Origin of the sequence: Arthrobacter ramosus, from assembly GCF_039535095.1 — a bacterium.
Classification (GTDB): domain Bacteria; phylum Actinomycetota; class Actinomycetes; order Actinomycetales; family Micrococcaceae; genus Arthrobacter; species Arthrobacter ramosus.
Map to the genome: position 1 here is coordinate 5,160,587 of NZ_BAAAWN010000001.1, position 15,009 is coordinate 5,175,595.

At 64.3% G+C, this 15,009-nt stretch carries 15 protein-coding genes; 9 read left to right on the forward strand and 6 right to left on the reverse strand.

The window, feature by feature from the left end:
* Window positions 1–90: 90 nt before the first annotated feature.
* Together ABD742_RS23810 and rraA are read right to left on the reverse strand one after the other, a co-directional pair.
* Window positions 91–1,743 carry an MDR family MFS transporter gene (locus ABD742_RS23810; RefSeq protein WP_234751863.1) on the reverse strand — a complete coding sequence of 551 codons (1,653 nt, stop codon included), beginning with the start codon at window positions 1,741–1,743 and terminating at the stop codon, window positions 91–93.
* Between the two features lie 108 nt (window positions 1,744–1,851).
* Window positions 1,852–2,334 (reverse strand): ribonuclease E activity regulator RraA, encoded by a 483-nt coding sequence (gene rraA / locus ABD742_RS23815; protein WP_234751864.1) that lies wholly within the window; start codon window positions 2,332–2,334, stop codon window positions 1,852–1,854.
* Between the two features lie 162 nt (window positions 2,335–2,496).
* Between rraA and ABD742_RS23820 the strand changes: the two genes are divergently transcribed.
* From ABD742_RS23820 to ABD742_RS23840, 5 genes are all read left to right on the forward strand, one after another.
* A complete protein-coding gene (locus tag ABD742_RS23820) occupies window positions 2,497–3,816 on the forward strand; it encodes an MFS transporter (protein ID WP_234751866.1) in 1,320 nt (439 codons plus the stop codon).
* A gap of 121 nt (window positions 3,817–3,937) precedes the next feature.
* Window positions 3,938–4,540 (forward strand): TetR/AcrR family transcriptional regulator, encoded by a 603-nt coding sequence (locus ABD742_RS23825; RefSeq protein ID WP_234751868.1) that lies wholly within the window; start codon window positions 3,938–3,940, stop codon window positions 4,538–4,540.
* A 239-nt stretch (window positions 4,541–4,779) separates the two neighbouring features.
* Window positions 4,780–5,973, forward strand: a complete 1,194-nt coding sequence (locus ABD742_RS23830) for an NAD(P)-dependent malic enzyme (RefSeq protein ID WP_234751869.1) — start codon at window positions 4,780–4,782, stop codon at window positions 5,971–5,973.
* A 348-nt stretch (window positions 5,974–6,321) separates the two neighbouring features.
* On the forward strand, window positions 6,322–7,701 hold the full coding sequence (locus tag ABD742_RS23835; protein ID WP_234751870.1) for a histidine kinase: 1,380 nt from the start codon (window positions 6,322–6,324) through the stop codon (window positions 7,699–7,701).
* Complete coding sequence (locus ABD742_RS23840) at window positions 7,694–8,368, forward strand: response regulator (RefSeq protein WP_234751871.1); 675 nt, start codon at window positions 7,694–7,696, stop codon at window positions 8,366–8,368. Before ABD742_RS23835 ends, ABD742_RS23840 begins: the two co-directional genes overlap by 8 nt.
* A gap of 84 nt (window positions 8,369–8,452) precedes the next feature.
* Here ABD742_RS23840 and ABD742_RS23845 read toward each other — a convergent pair whose 3' ends face one another.
* Window positions 8,453–8,923 (reverse strand): DUF4383 domain-containing protein, encoded by a 471-nt coding sequence (locus ABD742_RS23845; RefSeq protein WP_234751872.1) that lies wholly within the window; start codon window positions 8,921–8,923, stop codon window positions 8,453–8,455.
* Between the two features lie 197 nt (window positions 8,924–9,120).
* Here ABD742_RS23845 and ABD742_RS23850 point away from each other — a divergent pair, with 197 nt between their 5' ends.
* Complete coding sequence (locus ABD742_RS23850; protein ID WP_234751873.1) at window positions 9,121–10,113, forward strand: hypothetical protein; 993 nt, start codon at window positions 9,121–9,123, stop codon at window positions 10,111–10,113.
* Window positions 10,114–10,135: 22 nt separating this feature from the next.
* Here ABD742_RS23850 and ABD742_RS23855 read toward each other — a convergent pair whose 3' ends face one another.
* A complete protein-coding gene (locus ABD742_RS23855; protein WP_344789239.1) occupies window positions 10,136–10,411 on the reverse strand; it encodes a hypothetical protein in 276 nt (91 codons plus the stop codon).
* 108 nt (window positions 10,412–10,519) lie between these two features.
* Window positions 10,520–11,155, reverse strand: coding sequence for a LysE family translocator (locus tag ABD742_RS23860; RefSeq protein WP_234751875.1), 636 nt, complete (start codon window positions 11,153–11,155; stop codon window positions 10,520–10,522).
* A 103-nt stretch (window positions 11,156–11,258) separates the two neighbouring features.
* Between ABD742_RS23860 and ABD742_RS23865 the strand changes: the two genes are divergently transcribed.
* Complete coding sequence (locus ABD742_RS23865) at window positions 11,259–11,714, forward strand: Lrp/AsnC family transcriptional regulator (RefSeq protein WP_234751876.1); 456 nt, start codon at window positions 11,259–11,261, stop codon at window positions 11,712–11,714.
* A 39-nt stretch (window positions 11,715–11,753) separates the two neighbouring features.
* Window positions 11,754–13,577 carry an HNH endonuclease signature motif containing protein gene (locus ABD742_RS23870; RefSeq protein WP_344789242.1) on the forward strand — a complete coding sequence of 608 codons (1,824 nt, stop codon included), beginning with the start codon at window positions 11,754–11,756 and terminating at the stop codon, window positions 13,575–13,577.
* Window positions 13,578–13,579: 2 nt separating this feature from the next.
* Here ABD742_RS23870 and ABD742_RS23875 read toward each other — a convergent pair whose 3' ends face one another.
* On the reverse strand, window positions 13,580–14,038 hold the full coding sequence (locus tag ABD742_RS23875; protein ID WP_078107285.1) for an Lrp/AsnC family transcriptional regulator: 459 nt from the start codon (window positions 14,036–14,038) through the stop codon (window positions 13,580–13,582).
* 266 nt (window positions 14,039–14,304) lie between these two features.
* On the opposite strand from ABD742_RS23875, the gene ABD742_RS23880 reads away from it, so the two are divergent.
* Window positions 14,305–14,937, forward strand: coding sequence for an RraA family protein (locus ABD742_RS23880; protein ID WP_184741514.1), 633 nt, complete (start codon window positions 14,305–14,307; stop codon window positions 14,935–14,937).
* The last annotated feature ends 72 nt before the right edge of the window (window positions 14,938–15,009 follow it).

Genomic DNA, 15,009 nt, shown 5'->3' on the forward strand with positions numbered 1-15,009 from the left:
CGTCGGGCACTCCCCGGCGCGAACACTGGAAACGACAACGGCAGGCAGTCCAAAAGACTGCCTGCCGTGACGCGGTCGAAGAGACGGAAACTAGTGCGCGGAAACGGATTCCTTTGCTGCCGCCTTCGGATCCATCAGTTTCTTGTTCGGCAAAGCGAAGCTGATGAGGAACGCGAGGCCGGTCAGCGCCGCGGCGGTCAGCATCACGGTGTCGATCGATTGCGCGAAGCCTTCAACGATGGGCCGTGTGAGCGCCGGGTTGGCGTGGTGCAGCCAGCTGGTGTCGTTCAGCGAATCGTTCGTGGCGCCGTTCTTGAAGAAGTCGTACAGCTTGGCGTTGGCGGGATCCGCGGCAACCGCAGGATCCTTGAGCACCTTGAGGTAGTCCGCGCTGCCCATGGCGTCCTTCATGCCCGAGGCGATCTTGTCGGCGGCCAGGCTGAAGAGCATCGAGATGAACACCGCGGTTCCCACCGCGCCACCCATGGAACGGAAGAACGCAGCGGTGGACGTGCCCACACCCATGTCTTTCGGCGGCACGGAGACCTGCATGGCCAGTGTGAGCGGCTGCATGCAGAAGCCCAGGCCCATGCCGAAGAATACGGCGATCAGACCGGGAACCCAGAGGCCGGTGTCGACGCCGAGGGATAGGCCCATGACGATGGCGGCGGCGGTCAGGATGCCCGTACCGAGGATCGGGAAGATCCGGAAAACGCCCGACGCCGAGATGGTCCGTCCCGCTGTAATGGAACCGAAGAGGATGCCCACTGTGAAGGTGATCATCATGAGGCCCGCTTCGGTAGGGGTGAGGCCCTTGACCAGCTGCAGGTACATCGGGAGCATCGCGATGGCCCCGAACATGCCGATACCGATGATGAAGTTCAGCAGGGAAGACAAGCCGAAGGTGATGTTCCTGAAGAGCCGCAAGGGGATCAGCGCGTAGTCGCCGGCACGCCGCTCAACCAGCAGGAACGCGATGATGCCGATGACGCCAAGCCCGTAGCAGATCCACGAGTTGCCGGAGGTCCAGCCCCAGCTGCGGCCTTGCTCGGCCACGAGCAGCAGCGGGACGATTGCCAGCGTAATGGCTCCCGCGCCCCAGTAGTCGATCTTCTGCTTGACGTGCTTCGCGGGCAGGTGCAGGTAGAAGAACACCACGGCCAGTGCAGCCAGGCCTATGGGCAGGTTGATGAAGAAGACCCAGCGCCAGCCGTCGAAGCCAAGGATGTTGGACGAGCCTGCGAAAGCACCGCCGACCACGGGCCCGAGGACCGAGGAAACGCCAAAGACGGACATGAAGTAGCCCTGGTACTTGGCACGATCCTTCAGGGCAACGATGTCGCCGATGATGGTCAGCGCGAGGGCCAGCAGACCGCCGGCGCCCATACCTTGTATGCCGCGGGCGATGGCGAGCTCGGTCATGGAGTGAACGGAACCGGCGTACAGTGAGCCGGCGAGGAAGATCAGGATCGCGGCCAGGTACAGCGGGCGGCGGCCGAAGATGTCACTGAGCTTGCCGTACAGCGGGGTGGTCACCGTGGAGGTGATGAGGTAGGCCGTAGTGGCCCACGCCTGCAGAGACAGGCCGTCCAGGTCGTTGGCGATGGTGTAAATGGACGTGGACACGATGGTCTGGTCCAGGGAGGACAGGAACATGCCGAGCATGAGGCCCACCATGACGGTGAGCGTCTGACGGTGTGTCAGGACCTCTCCGGCGGCCCGCACAGGCGTGGCGTTGGACATTGCTTCTCCAAGGGTGGATGAAAAGGGGACTAAGCAGGGATAGTTGCTTTCAGTAACTATCCTAATCGCTCCTGTATTCCTTGTCTTACCCGATTGGCGGGAAAAATGTCACCGCTCCACGAGAATCCCGTCAGGATCGCAGTAGATCAGGGTGCCGGGTTCGATGTGCACTCCGTCAATCACCAAAGGGATGTCCACTTCGCCACGGCCCACTTTGGAGCTCTTCTTGGGATTGCTCCCGAGTGCTTTGACGCCCAAAGGCAGCTTCGCGATCGCCACGCGATCACGGATGGCCCCATTGATCACGACGCCGGCCCAGCCGTTCGCAACGGCGCTCTCCGCGATCATGTCCCCCATGAGGGCTGTGCGCAGCGAGCCGTAGCCGTCCACCACCAGCACGGCGCCTTCGCCAGGGGTCGCCAGAATTGTCTTCACCAGGGCATTGTCCTCAAAGCACTTGATGGTGCGAACGGTGCCGCTGAAGTGCGAGACGCCGCCGAGGTCCTGGAACTGCAGTGATATCGACTCAACATCCTCGGCACGCTCGTCGTAGAGATCGGCGGTGTTGATGGGGTTCGCTGGGCTGTTCATCGTTGATCCTCCTCGGTCCGTTGGAGTTACCCTAACGCGTGCGGACTTACCTTGGCGGTCCTGGACAGGGCAGTTGTCCACATGCGCGCCTTCATGACAGCCGGACAGACTCCCACGGCGCTAGGCTGAATCCACACGTCCAGACGCTAGGGGAGCACCGCCATGAGCCTGTCCGATCTGCCCGGTTCATTGCCTGAAAGACCGGCGACGGATCCTGCGGGGATGCAGGCAGGCCCGACGACGGCGCTCGCCGAGCCCGTGGAGCGCGTCCGCTCGCTGTGGGTCACCGGAGTGGTGCTCGTCAATGTGGGCATCAACGCTGCCTTCTTCGGCCCGATTCAGGTTTTGCTCGGGCAGCAAGCCATCCACTTTGACGAAGGCCAGAAGGAAGCCATCCTTGCGCTGGTTACGGGATGCGGTGCTGCGGTGTCCCTCGTGGCGAACCCGATCTTCGGTGCGTTCAGCGATCGCAACACGTCCCGCTTCGGACGGCGGGTACCTTGGGTGCTCTTCGGCGCCATCCTGGGCGCGGCAGCCCTTGTGGCCCTGGCGGGTGCTCCCAACGTGGCAGTCATGGCCATTTTGTGGTGCCTGGTCCAGGCCGGTTGCAATGGAGCCTATGCCGCCATCACAGCGGCTATTCCGGATCGAGTGCCAGTGCCGCAGCGCGGCGCGGTCGGCGGCCTTGCGGCCATGGGTCAGACCGTGGGCATTCTCGCGGGCGCGGTGATCGCTTCCGTGGTTTCCGGGAACTTTGCCCTCGGCTACATTGTCTGTGCCGCCGCGCTGCTGGCCGGCGTCGTGCTCTATCTTTTCAAGAATGACGACGTGCCTCTCGTTCCGGAGGCCAGGCCGCCGTTCAAACTCTGGACATTCGTCAAGGGATTTTGGATCTCGCCCGTCAAATATCCCGACTTCGCGTGGGCCTGGCTGACGAGGTTCCTGGTCAATGTCGGCAACCACATGGTCACGCTGTACTTGCTGTTCTTCCTCAAGGATGCCGTGCACCTCGAGGAAGCGCAGGGGATCAAGCCAGAGCTCGGGGTCCTGATCCTCACAGGCTTCTATGCGGTCATGGTGATCATCACCAGCGTGGTGGGCGGTGCCATCAGCGACCGTATGGGCAAACGCAAACCCCTCGTCATTGTCTCGTCCATCGTCATTTCGATAGCTGCCCTGATCCTTGGGTTCGAACCCACGTGGACGGGGGCCATTGCCGGTGCGGCGGTGCTCGGTATCGGCTTTGGTGCGTACCTGGCGGTCGACTTCGCCCTTATCACCCAGGTGCTGCCCTCTGCGCTGGACCGGGGCAGGGACCTTGGGGTCATCAACGTGGCCAACTCTTTGCCGCAGGTGATCGCCCCTCTTATCGCGTACCCCTTTGTGGCGTTCTGGGGTGGCTACGTCTCGCTGTATGTGGCCGCAGCTGTGATCGGTCTGCTGGGGGCGGTATTCGTGGTGAAGATCAAGGGCGTCGCGTAGCCCTGCGAATCCGTTCTCAGGGAACTGACAACTTGCTGCCGTATCATTGTCAGGACGCGCTCGGTCTTTGGGGGGCCGCGCAATCTCCCAGAACGAAGCCCAAACCAACAGAACGCCGGAAATGTCCGAACCGAACTCCTTGGAACCGTATTCGCTGGATCTGGCCGCGGGGTTGCCCCAAATGGCGGCTGCTCCCACCACGCCGAGACAGCTATTGCGCTACGCCCGGATACTGAAGACTGCCGCGGGATTCGCCCAGCGGCAGTTCGATACCGTGAGCCTTTCGGACGTATCCACCAGGGCCCACGTTCCCCTTGGGACGCTCTACCGCTACTTTCCGTCCACGGTCCATCTGATGCTTGCGGTCTACCGGCAGCAGCTCCGGGAACTCAATGACGCCAAGCCGGCATCTTCGAGGTGCAGCCAGCAGGAGCTCACCGGTCTCGGGATGGAGATTTTCCACATGCGGGTCATGCAGCCCGCCGTCGAACACTGTCTATCCCGCACATGGGATACCCGCGACGGCGACATCCCCGTACTCTTGCGCGATATCGAAGTGCTCTCCGCCGAGATGGTCGGGGCCGCGATCGGCGACGCCGGGAGGGCCCGGATTCTCTTGCACGTGATCAGTGGTCTGGTCCAGTCGGTCAACTGCCGCCGGATCTCGCTTTTCGATGCAGAGAAGGACCTGAAGAACGCTTGCAAGCTGATTGCGGACGCGTAGCTTTTCCGGGAATCACCGTAATTGGTCTAGACCACTAAGACCAAAAGTATGAGTTTATGACTGGATGTCTCTAGTCTTCCTATCAGGCCCCTGTCTACCAAGACAGGACCCAAGCGGCTAGCAGCCCATATCCGCAGGAGTTTCACCGCACGGACCAGCCACCCTTGGTCCGGCACCGAAGCCTCTATACCTGCCCGAATAGTGCCGTGGGTTCACGGCTAGCCTGAGGAGACAACGACGTGTCCGTCGAGACCATCACCCCTGAACAGAATCTGACTGCCCTGGCGCTGAGCGAAGAGGAAATCTTCACCGCCCACGAAGGCGGCAAGCTCTCCGTTTCCAGCACGGTACCGCTTTTGAACAAGCGGGACCTTTCCATTGCCTACACTCCCGGTGTCGCCGAGGTGAGCCGCGCGATCCACGCCAACCCTGAGCTTGCACGCACGCATACCTGGGCCGAGCGTCTCGTGGTGGTCGTCAGTGATGGCACCGCGGTCCTGGGCCTGGGCGACATCGGACCCAGCGCCTCCCTCCCTGTCATGGAAGGAAAGTCCGCGCTGTTCAAGGCGTTCGGCGATCTCAATTCCATTCCCTTGGTCCTCAATACCACCAACGTGGACGAAATCATCGAGACCCTGGTCCGCCTGCGTCCGAGCTTCGGTGCCGTGAACCTCGAAGATATCTCCGCACCCCGCTGCTTCGAACTCGAAGAGCGTCTCATCGAAGCCCTCGACTGCCCCGTCATGCACGATGACCAGCACGGCACCGCCGTCGTGGTTCTCGCAGCGTTGACGAACGCCGCCAAGGTGACCGGCCGTGAACTTGAGGGACTGAAAATTGTGGTCTCCGGTGCGGGTGCCGCGGGCATCGCCGTCTCCGAGATCCTGCTGACCGCGGGCGTCGAGGACGTCGTCCTTCTGGATTCCAAGGGCATCATCAACGCCGAGCGCGCCGACCTTGTGGCCGATTCGGGCAGCGTCAAGGCCCGCTTCGCCCAGCGCACCAACCCCCGCGCCCTTTCCGGCGGACCCGCGGAGGCACTGCAGGGCGCCGATGTGTTCATCGGCGTTTCCTCGTCCAAGCTGGCCGAGGAACATTTGAAGCTCATGAACCAGGATTCGATCGTCTTCGCCCTGTCCAACCCGGACCCGGAAGTCCTGCCCGAGGTCGCCGTCAAGTACGCGGCCGTCGTGGCCACTGGCCGCAGCGACTTCCCTAACCAGATCAACAACGTCCTTGCGTTCCCCGGAATTTTCCGCGGAGCCTTGGACGCCGGCGCACGCCGCATCACCCCGGCCATGAAGATCGCCGCAGCCCGTGCCATCGCCGCACTGGCCGAGGACGAACTCTCCGTCGATTACATCGTGCCCAGCCCGCTGGATCCCCGCGTCGCTCCCGCGGTCACGGCGGCGGTTGCCGCGGCGGCTGAATAATCCCGCGCGCCCAACCCGAATAGCCGACGACGGCGACGCTCCCGTGCTGGGGAGCGTCGCCGTCGTTTTTTGTTCCGTCGTCGTTCTCAGGGACTAACTTCAGCGTTGGTGAGCGCGGGTTTGGGATTTGGGCCCGATATGTGAGCGGGGGTTTGGGATTTGGGCCCGATATGTGAGCGAGGGTTTGAGCAGGCAAACGCTCGCCGACCTTTATCGGCATTTTGGCCGACGCTCGCTCACATCTTGCGTTGGCTCCGAGGATGAATCCGCTGGCTTCCAGGTGGAGATCGGACGCTGGAGGGCAGAATCGGCGTCGCCGGGTCCTTGTCCGTGGATAGGGTGGCTGACATGGAACAGACACTGAAATTTGCACGGCATTGGGGCGCCCCCGTGGCGGCCGTCATTTTCTTCGCGCTGTGGTGCGTGGGCGAGGCTGGAAGAATGGGGCCGTCGGGGTTGAGCACGTGGCCCGGCACGTGGATGCTCGTTCTGATGACCTTGGCCATAGCAGTGGCTGTTTGGAAGCCTTATGCGTCACTGGGGCTGACCGCCATCCTTTTGCTCGGCCAATTGACCTATTTCATCCGGCCGCCTTGGCCCAATTATTGGGCAATCTACATCGGCTCGTTCATCGCACTGGCATTCATTCTGTGGACCGGATCCCGCAGGCAGCGGTCGATCGCGGGGGCAGCCAACGTCGTGTTCACGGCTGTCATAACGTTTTTGATGTTGTCATGGCGTTACGGCTATGGCGTTGGCTGGTTCAGGCCCCTATATTCGGGAGACCGGGGCGCCATGAGCTACTACGGCTGGCAGCTCTTCTCCACATTGATTTTGATCGCCGCCGGCTGTGCCGCTGTCGGCATTGCCTTGGCTCTTTATGAGGACCGAGGCAAGCTATTCCAGTCCAAGGTACTCGCCCAAGCAAGCCTCAAGGAGACCGAGGTCGAGCTCGTGGTGGAGCAGGAGCGCACGCGGATCGCCCGTGACCTTCACGACGTCCTGGCGCACTCGCTCGCCGTGATCGCCGCTCAAGCGGACGGCACGCGCTATCTCAGCCAGGACCAACCCAAAGCGGTGCTCGACGCCTTGGAGAACATCGCGGTATCCGCCCGCCATGCCCTCGTGGACGCACAGCGCGTCATTGAGGGAGTGCGCGACGACGGCCTGGTGGCACCGCAGCCCCGGCTCACCGACGTCGGGCCTCTTGTCGAGCGGATGCGTCAAGGGAGCCTCAAGGTCCAGCAGAGCGAAACCGGAACCCCGGTCGAGCTTGGCGCGGGCCAGCAGCTCGCAGTATTCCGGATTGTGCAGGAATGCCTTACGAACGCCCTCAAGCACGGCGGACGTGGCACGGCCGTGCGCCTTCACTTTGACTGGAGCGGCCCAGGGCTGACCATGCATGTTGCTTCGGAATTGCCGGCGTCCGTTTCGATTGGGGGGACGGACGACGGCGGTGCCGCCGGGCGCGTGGGGCGCGGCATTCCCGGAATGCGCGAGCGTGCGCACCTTGCCGGCGGCTGGCTCAGTTCCGGGCCAGACGGCGAGCAGTTCCGTGTGACGGTCTTCATCCCTTACGGCTCGCGCCCGGCACCCCTCCTTCCGGAAGTGGCCTCGGATCGGGAGGATGTTCCGTCCGGCAAGGGCCTGGAGCAGGAGCCGGCGCTGGCTCTCGAGGGCGCCTCGCCGTCGTCGGGCCCTGAGCGGGAAAGCGTCGGACGTGGCTGAAACGCCCATCACGGTTGCCTTAGTGGACGACCAACCACTGTTCCGCTCCGGCATCCGCATGCTGGTGCAGAGCCAACCGGACATGGACATGGCCTGGGAGGCCGACGACGGCGAACAAGCCGTGGCGCTCGCGGCCGAGCAGCGGCCGGACGTCATGCTGATGGATCTTCGGATGCCCGTGCTGGACGGAGTCGAGGCCACGCGTCGCATCACCGAGGAAGCAGATGCGGCCGGGGTGGGCAAACCAAAGATTATTGCCCTGACCACCTTCAACAGGGACCAAGCAGTGGTCGAAGCCGTGCAGGCCGGCGCCAGTGGCTACCTGCTCAAGAGCGCGGAACCGGAATTCCTGCTGGCTGCCATCCGGACCGTGTATTCGGGATACTCGGTGATCGCCCCCGGTTCGGTTCACGAACTCTTCCAGCACGCGGCGAGGACGGTGCCGGTCGCCGGGCCGGACCTCGCCGTCATGGACGAGCTGTCTCCACGCGAGCGGGATGTGTTCCTGCTGGCGGCCAAAGGCTTGGGGAACGCGGAGATGGCGCAAAGCCTGTTTGTCTCCGAGGCGACAGTGAAATCCCATCTGCGCAGTGTGCTCAGCAAGCTCGGGCTGCGCACAAGGCTTCAACTGGTGGCCTTCGCCTACGAACGCAGGCTCCTCGGGTAGGCGACCCGGACGCAAAGGCGACGGCCGCCTCGAAAGGGACGGCCGCCGTCGTGCAACTGCAGGGTGCTGCAGAGTCAGGGTGCGCTACATGGCGCGGCCCTTCGACTCCTCTCTTGCGTCGCGTCCAAGCCACAGGCCAAGGGCAACCATGACAACACCGAGAACCAGGTGCAGCCAGTCGTCCGCGGCGTTCATGGGCACGAAGTCAGCGCTCATGTTCGACGTGGTGATGAGACCGTAGATCCACAGGACGAGGTAGATTGCGCCGCCACCGATGAGGTAACCGCGCGCCATCCTTCCAGTCCTCGCGAAGTACAGGCCTGCCGCGCCGAATAGCAAATGGACAATATTGTGCAGGACGGATACTTGGAAGACTCCAAGAAGCATGGCGCCCGAGTCATGTCCTGCAAAGGTCATGGCGCCGTAATTGCTGGTGATGCCCGGGATAAATCCCAAGACGCCAACAGCCAGGAAAACCCAGCCCAATACCAGTGCTGTGTTGTGCAGCGTCAGCCCCATCACGTGGTGCTGCGCGGGGTGTGAAGCAGTAGTCATAGCTCCTCCCGATCACGATTTCCATCGGCCCTTCAAATGGAGGGCCGTATCGCGGCAAGGAGTCGGAACCCTGCCGACGAGGATATCTTACTCCCGAAAACCCCGGAATAGAGGGGAGGGGGTGGGACAAAGCGCAGCTAGCATGGTTCTGTGACGCCCAATTCTGCGACGCTTTATCCTGCGATGGCAGGGCAACCGTGAGTGAGCCATCGGCTCCCGGAGTCCGCGGAGCGATTTTCGGGGACCCCAGGGACATCACGCCGTTCCGGAATGGACATGTCCGCACGTCGGTGGGTGGACTGGCTGAGGGCTTGAGCGGTGCGATTTGGGGCATCCTGAAAGGAAAGGCCGCTGGCCGGATCGACGTCGCCGGGGATGCTCCCAGACTCAAACGCCTGGCCGGTAAGACCGCCAAATCGGTGTACGACGCCGTCTTCACCAGCACGGAACCGGACCGGCTCATCACCCTGGCGCGCACCTACCCGGGTTGGGCAGGCCTGTGCTACGTGATCGCCGGGCTGCTTGTGTACAAACACACCGGATATCTCCGGGCTTCGGAACTGCTGCAGCGCGGCTTGTCCATACGGATCGACGACGCCGCGAGCCAGTTCTCCTCAAGCTACCTTCGCAGGGTGGTCACGCGGGTCGAGGTGGCGGAGCGGATTGACGTTCCCGTCCTGTTCAGCGAGGAATCCGTCTACCTTGCCCTCTCGCATTGCTTCCGGGAGACGGGCCAGACGGCGGAGGCGCTGGATATCCTGGCCGGCTTGCCGCCGTCGTTGCCCTCCGCCTTGGCTCGCTGCACCGCGGCGTCAGCACTCGAGCGGCACGCCGACGTCGTCGCCTGGACTGAGGGGCTCCGCAACACGGACGACCTTTCGGCTGCGCTGCTGCTGATTCGGGCACAGTCGCTCAGGGTGCTGGGAGAGCGGGAAGCGGCACAGGCCGCTCTCGTGGAGGTACTCCGGAGGAAGAAGACCAGCCTCGCCTTGCGCAATGACGCGCTCACGGACCGGGCGCTGTCGATGCTCGAGGTCAGGCGGCGGACACCCAACCCACGGCCTCTTGTCTCTAAGCGGGTTCCGCGCGGCAGACCGGAGGGGACTGAGTTGGACGCCGTCGACGGCATCCGTAAGGATATCGAGGTGCGCCGGATGTGGAACAAGGATTTCGGCGAACCGGGCGACTGAGGCGACGGCCGGAGCAGGCCGGTTAGGCCCGAAGCGCGCGGAGGATTCCCCGAATGGAGACCCCGACGGCGCCGACAAGCGGGAGCAGCATCGCCAAGACAACCACGGTGTTCGGCTGGAAGGTCACGCGTCCGCTGGCGTTGCGGCCATAGACGCCGACAGGGAGCACGAAACCGCCCCCACCACCGCCGGCAGCATTGCCTCCATCGCTGCCTCCTCCGAATCCAAAGGACACCAGGGCCACCGGGATCAGTTCTTCTCCGCCGATCTGCAGGGGCGAACCGTACGCCCTCGACACACCGACCTTCCTGAAGGCCTCTATGAGAGCTGAAAAGTCATCGGACATGAAGCCGACGATAGGCTGCCCCGCCGAAGAGCGCCAGAGCGATCCCACCCGACGGCCACGTCACCGGAGCATTGGAAGCAGCTGTTCGCCCAACAGAACAGCCCCGAGCCCCATCATGATGATGCCGCTCCCAAGGGTCACTACGCGTGCCGCGGATGGCCGGGACTGCAGCAGCTTTCGCGAGGTCAGTGCCACCGCCGTGTAAATGATGCCCGCGAACACGACGAACGTGAGGCCCAGCACGCCTGACTGCACCGGCACCGGCAACGACGCCTCCGGGCTCACAAATTGGGGCACCAGCGCCAGGAAGAACAGCAGGCCCTTGGGGTTGATGCCGCTCGTGCCCATGCCTTGCAGGAAGGTGCGCAACTGGTTTCGGGACTGCCCGACGGCGTCATCCGCACTGAAGCTTGCGCCTCGCCACGAGCGTATGGTGCTCACGCCGAGCCAGAGCAAGTACGCTGCGCCCGCGATCGTCAGCCAGCCTAGAAGCCCCGGAACTCCCGTCAAAAGGGCCGCGAGTCCGGCCACCAGGAGGGCCGTGTGCAGCACGTAGCCGCTGCATAGGCCGGCCACGGCGGGGAGAAAGCTGCGCTGCCGCAGGCCTGCGGCAATCGAATACGCCCAGTCGACGCCCGGGGTGCACGCCAAGGTGACGGCGACAATGACGAAAGCGATGAAAAGCTGGGGATTCATGGTGGCTCCTGGTTGGTGTCTACACCATGAACTTTATGGAAAATCGGCCCATAAGTGTTCCCATATTTAGCCAGACTTGCCGGGATCTCGGTAAGATATTTGCGTGATTGATGGAATAGATAGAACTATTTTGCGCCACCTCAAAGAGGATGGCCGAATGACTGCCACCGCGCTCGCAGCCAAGGTGGGATTGACCGTGGCTCCGTGCCATCGAAGGCTGCGGGATCTCGAGGCTTCCGGCGTCATTCGGGGGTACAGGGCAGACATCGATCCGGGTGCGATTGGCCTCGGATTCGAGGCGATAGTCTTTGTGACCCTGCGTCAGGCTGACCGCGCCACGATGTCGGAGTTCGAAGACCGCGTGGCGGCCATTCCGAACATCGTCGAGGCCCAGCGGCTGTTCGGCTCGCCGGACTACCTCCTCCGCGTGATCGCCGCCGATCTCCCGGCCTACCAGCGCTTCTACGACGACCAACTCTCGGCACTTCCCGCCGTCGAGCGCCTCAACTCGACGTTGGTGATGAAGAACCTGAAGCCGAACGCGGGACCGCCGGTCTGAGTTCGGTTAAATGTCGTAGCCTCCTGGCAGAGTGTTTCCATGGAAGCGATCGGATACTTCGACACCAGGCAGGGCCCCGTGTCCCGCGGGTTCTTCGGCGTGTCCCGTTATGCCCGTGGTCCGCGCTTTGCCGGGGTCCCGGGCGGGCTGGCGTTGGTGGATCCGCACGATGGGGGCGGTCGGCTGGCCGTTTTGGACGGGGCGGTGGCGGCAGTGAGGTCGCTGGCGGAAGAGGCGGCCGACGACGTCGGAGTCACGGGTTTCCAGGAGGCTGTCGCGTTCGCGTCCGGGGTGGAGGAACTCTCCCGCACCCTGGATTATCTCCAACTGCTCGCCGCGTCGGGGCTGGACAAGGCCCGGAGCGATGAACCCGCCACCGGGAATGATGAACCCGCCACCGGGCCGGGCTGGACGACAGGGTGGACAGGGGGCTGGGCCGCTGACGCGGATACCGGCCCTGGCGCCGGCCGGACCTCCGGGGCCACGGCGGGCGACACGGACGCGCAGGGTGGTGCGGCTTCTTCCATGGGGACGGGGAGCGCCCGGGGCGGGGAGTTCAGGTCCACGGCCGAGCATCTGCGGTCGTTGCTGCGGATCAGTGCCGCCGAGGCCAGGCGCCGGCTCGCCCTGGCCCGGGAGCTGCTGCCGGGCCGCGGCCTCACCGGACACACCGTCCCTGCCCGGCACGGGGAAACGGCCGCGGCGCTGGCCTCCGGGGTGATCGGGTCCGGTTCGGCCGGGATCATCACGATGGCCGTGGCGAAGGTGCGTCCGCTGTGCAGCCCGGAGAAGGCCGCGGAAATGGAACACGCCCTGGCCCGCACCGCGGAGGAAAACGACCAGGACTTCCTGGCCAGGGTTGCCCGGCGCTGGGTCGAGGCGATCGACCAGGACGGCCCGGAACCGTCCGAAGAATCCCTCCGCCACTATCAAGGGGCGTTCCTGCGCCGTCCCAAGCACGGGCTGGCGCATGTGGAGATCTTCGCCACCACCGAGCAATACGAACACCTGCTCACGGTCATGAACACCGCCGCCAACCCCCGCACCCCCCAAGGCACAGTACCCCTAGGCACGGCACCCCAGGGCACGGTTCCTGCCTGCGTGGAACCTTCCGGCGATGCGTCCGCCGATTCCCCGGGCGGGGCGTCGGACGATGCCGGGGCGTCGGAGAGTACCGGGGCGCTGGAGCGGCGTTCGAGGGCACAGAAGCTCCTGGACGGTTTGATCGGCGCCTGCCGGCTCGCCCTGGCCACGGGGTCCCTGCCCGCCGCGGGCGGCCACCGCCCGCAGATCCTGGCCACCATCGACCACCGCGAACTCTTCCCCCACGACAGCCAGGACCCGCAATCCGGGCAAGCCTCACGGTCCGGGCAAGCCTCACAGTCCGGGCAGCCCTCGCAGTCCGGGCAGCCCGCCCTGTTCAACCGACCCCGGCAGGGCGCGGGCACCGGGTCCTTCACGTTCACCGGGCCCGTCCCGGCGGCGACGTTGCGCAAACTCGCCTGCGACGCGGACATCATCCCCGTGGTCCTGGGCGGCGAGGGCCAGGTCCTGGACATCGGACGGGCCTCAAGGATCTTCCCCCCGCAGATCCGCAAGGCCATCACCGCGCGGGACAAGGGCTGCGCCTTCCCCGGATGCACCATGCCGGCACCATGGTGCGAGGCCCACCACATCGAGTACTGGTCCCGGGGCGGACCCACCAGCACCGCCAACGGCACCCTGCTCTGCAGCCACCACCACCACCTGATCCACAAGGAAGACTGGCACATCCAAGTCCAAGCAGGCGTGCCTTGGTTCATCCCGCCACCCCACACCGACCCGCACCGGACACCCCGAAGAAACCACTACTTCCAAATATGAGCTCACGCCCCGAGCAGCCCTGTCGTTCGGTACGGAATCACCTCGCGCAGGAACATGCTCGTGGACGTGCGCACGATTCCCGGGCACAGCCTGATCTCTTCCGAGACCCGGTACAGATCGTCGGGGCTCGTGGCGACCACGCGGATGATGAGGTCGGTGTCTCCGGCTGGCGCATGGCATTCGAGTACCTCGGGGATGTCGCGCAGGGCAGCGATCGCCTCGTTCAGCCGGCTCTGATCCAGCTCCGCACTCACCGCCGCCGCAACGCCGCGGCCCAGAGCTGAGGGCAGTACCCGGCTGCTGTTGGGACGCAAAGCGCCCGACGCCGACATGCGCTCCAGGCGCGACTGCACGGTCCCGCGCGCCAAGCCCAAGCGCTGGGCGAGGACCATGATCGGCACCCGGGGGTCGTCGTCGAGCGCGGCCAGGATGCGCTTGTCCGTTGAATCCAATTCCTGCATCGCTGCCGCTTTCTGCCTAATCGCCGAAGATCTAACTGGTCAGAATGTCCAACCGAAGCTATTCTCCCGCACAATCCCTGCCGAGCGGCCTGCCATCGGGACCAGGTCGCCCTCGAGCCATGGTTGCGAATGATTTACATGCCCGTAACGGGAAACCCTTGACGGCATGAATTTAAAACGCGAAACTCTTCTCATATGTGATTGACGTCTCAAGACGATCGACGCCCACAGCGCCGGCTCTTGGGAAGAAACCAAAGGCGAAGAAAATGGCAACAACACTCGAACTGACCGTCCGCACCGCTTCCTGGACCCGGCCGCCCCGCGAACTGGTCCGGGCGTTCGAAGCGTTCCCCGTGGCAAACATCGGTGACGCCATGGAGCGGCTCGGAATCGTCGACGGCGGAATCAGCCCGGTCTGGGAAGGCGCCCGCTGCGTCGGCTCCGCCCTCCCCGTCCTGGGCGCCGCTGGAGACAACGCCGCCGTCATCGAGGCGCTGAATTACATCCAGCCCGGTGACGTGGTGGTGATCAACGGCTTTGGCCACGAACACCGCGCCTTGGTGGGCGAGCAGCTGTCCCAGCGCTTCGAAGCCGCCGGCGCCACCGGAGCCGTCATTGACGGCTACATCCGGGACCGCGCCACGATCACGGAAATCAAGTTCCCCGTTTTTGCCCGCGGTGTCACCCCTGCCGGTCCGTTCAAGAACGGCCCGGGAGTCATCGGTGAGCCCGTGGCAATCGGCGGCATCGTCTGCTCGGCAGGCGACATCGTCGCCGCCGATGACGACGGAGTCGTCATCATCCCCCAGGCCCGTGCAGCGGAAATCCTGGAACGAGTCATCGCTGTGGCCGCGCACGAGGCCGAGATGACCGCGGAAATCACCCGCGAATACAGCTAGTCCCCATCGGCCCCCTAGCCTCGCTCCGCTTCGGCCAGGGAACCCTGCCGACGGGGGCCCATGCTTTCTTCC

What these genes read in the sequence shown, in the direction of transcription:
- ABD742_RS23820 (WP_234751866.1), top strand. Translation starts at nt 2,497, where the DNA reads ATGAGCCTGTCCGATCTGCCCGGTTCATTGCCTGAAAGACCGGCGACG.
- ABD742_RS23835 (WP_234751870.1), top strand. Translation starts at nt 6,322, where the DNA reads ATGGAACAGACACTGAAATTTGCACGGCATTGGGGCGCCCCCGTGGCG.
- ABD742_RS23860 (WP_234751875.1), bottom strand. Translation starts at nt 11,155, where the DNA reads ATGAATCCCCAGCTTTTCATCGCTTTCGTCATTGTCGCCGTCACCTTG.
- ABD742_RS23875 (WP_078107285.1), bottom strand. Translation starts at nt 14,038, where the DNA reads ATGCAGGAATTGGATTCAACGGACAAGCGCATCCTGGCCGCGCTCGAC.
- rraA (WP_234751864.1), bottom strand. Translation starts at nt 2,334, where the DNA reads ATGAACAGCCCAGCGAACCCCATCAACACCGCCGATCTCTACGACGAG.
- ABD742_RS23810 (WP_234751863.1), bottom strand. Translation starts at nt 1,743, where the DNA reads ATGTCCAACGCCACGCCTGTGCGGGCCGCCGGAGAGGTCCTGACACAC.
- ABD742_RS23870 (WP_344789242.1), top strand. Translation starts at nt 11,754, where the DNA reads ATGGAAGCGATCGGATACTTCGACACCAGGCAGGGCCCCGTGTCCCGC.
- ABD742_RS23845 (WP_234751872.1), bottom strand. Translation starts at nt 8,923, where the DNA reads ATGACTACTGCTTCACACCCCGCGCAGCACCACGTGATGGGGCTGACG.
- ABD742_RS23825 (WP_234751868.1), top strand. Translation starts at nt 3,938, where the DNA reads ATGTCCGAACCGAACTCCTTGGAACCGTATTCGCTGGATCTGGCCGCG.
- ABD742_RS23880 (WP_184741514.1), top strand. Translation starts at nt 14,305, where the DNA reads ATGGCAACAACACTCGAACTGACCGTCCGCACCGCTTCCTGGACCCGG.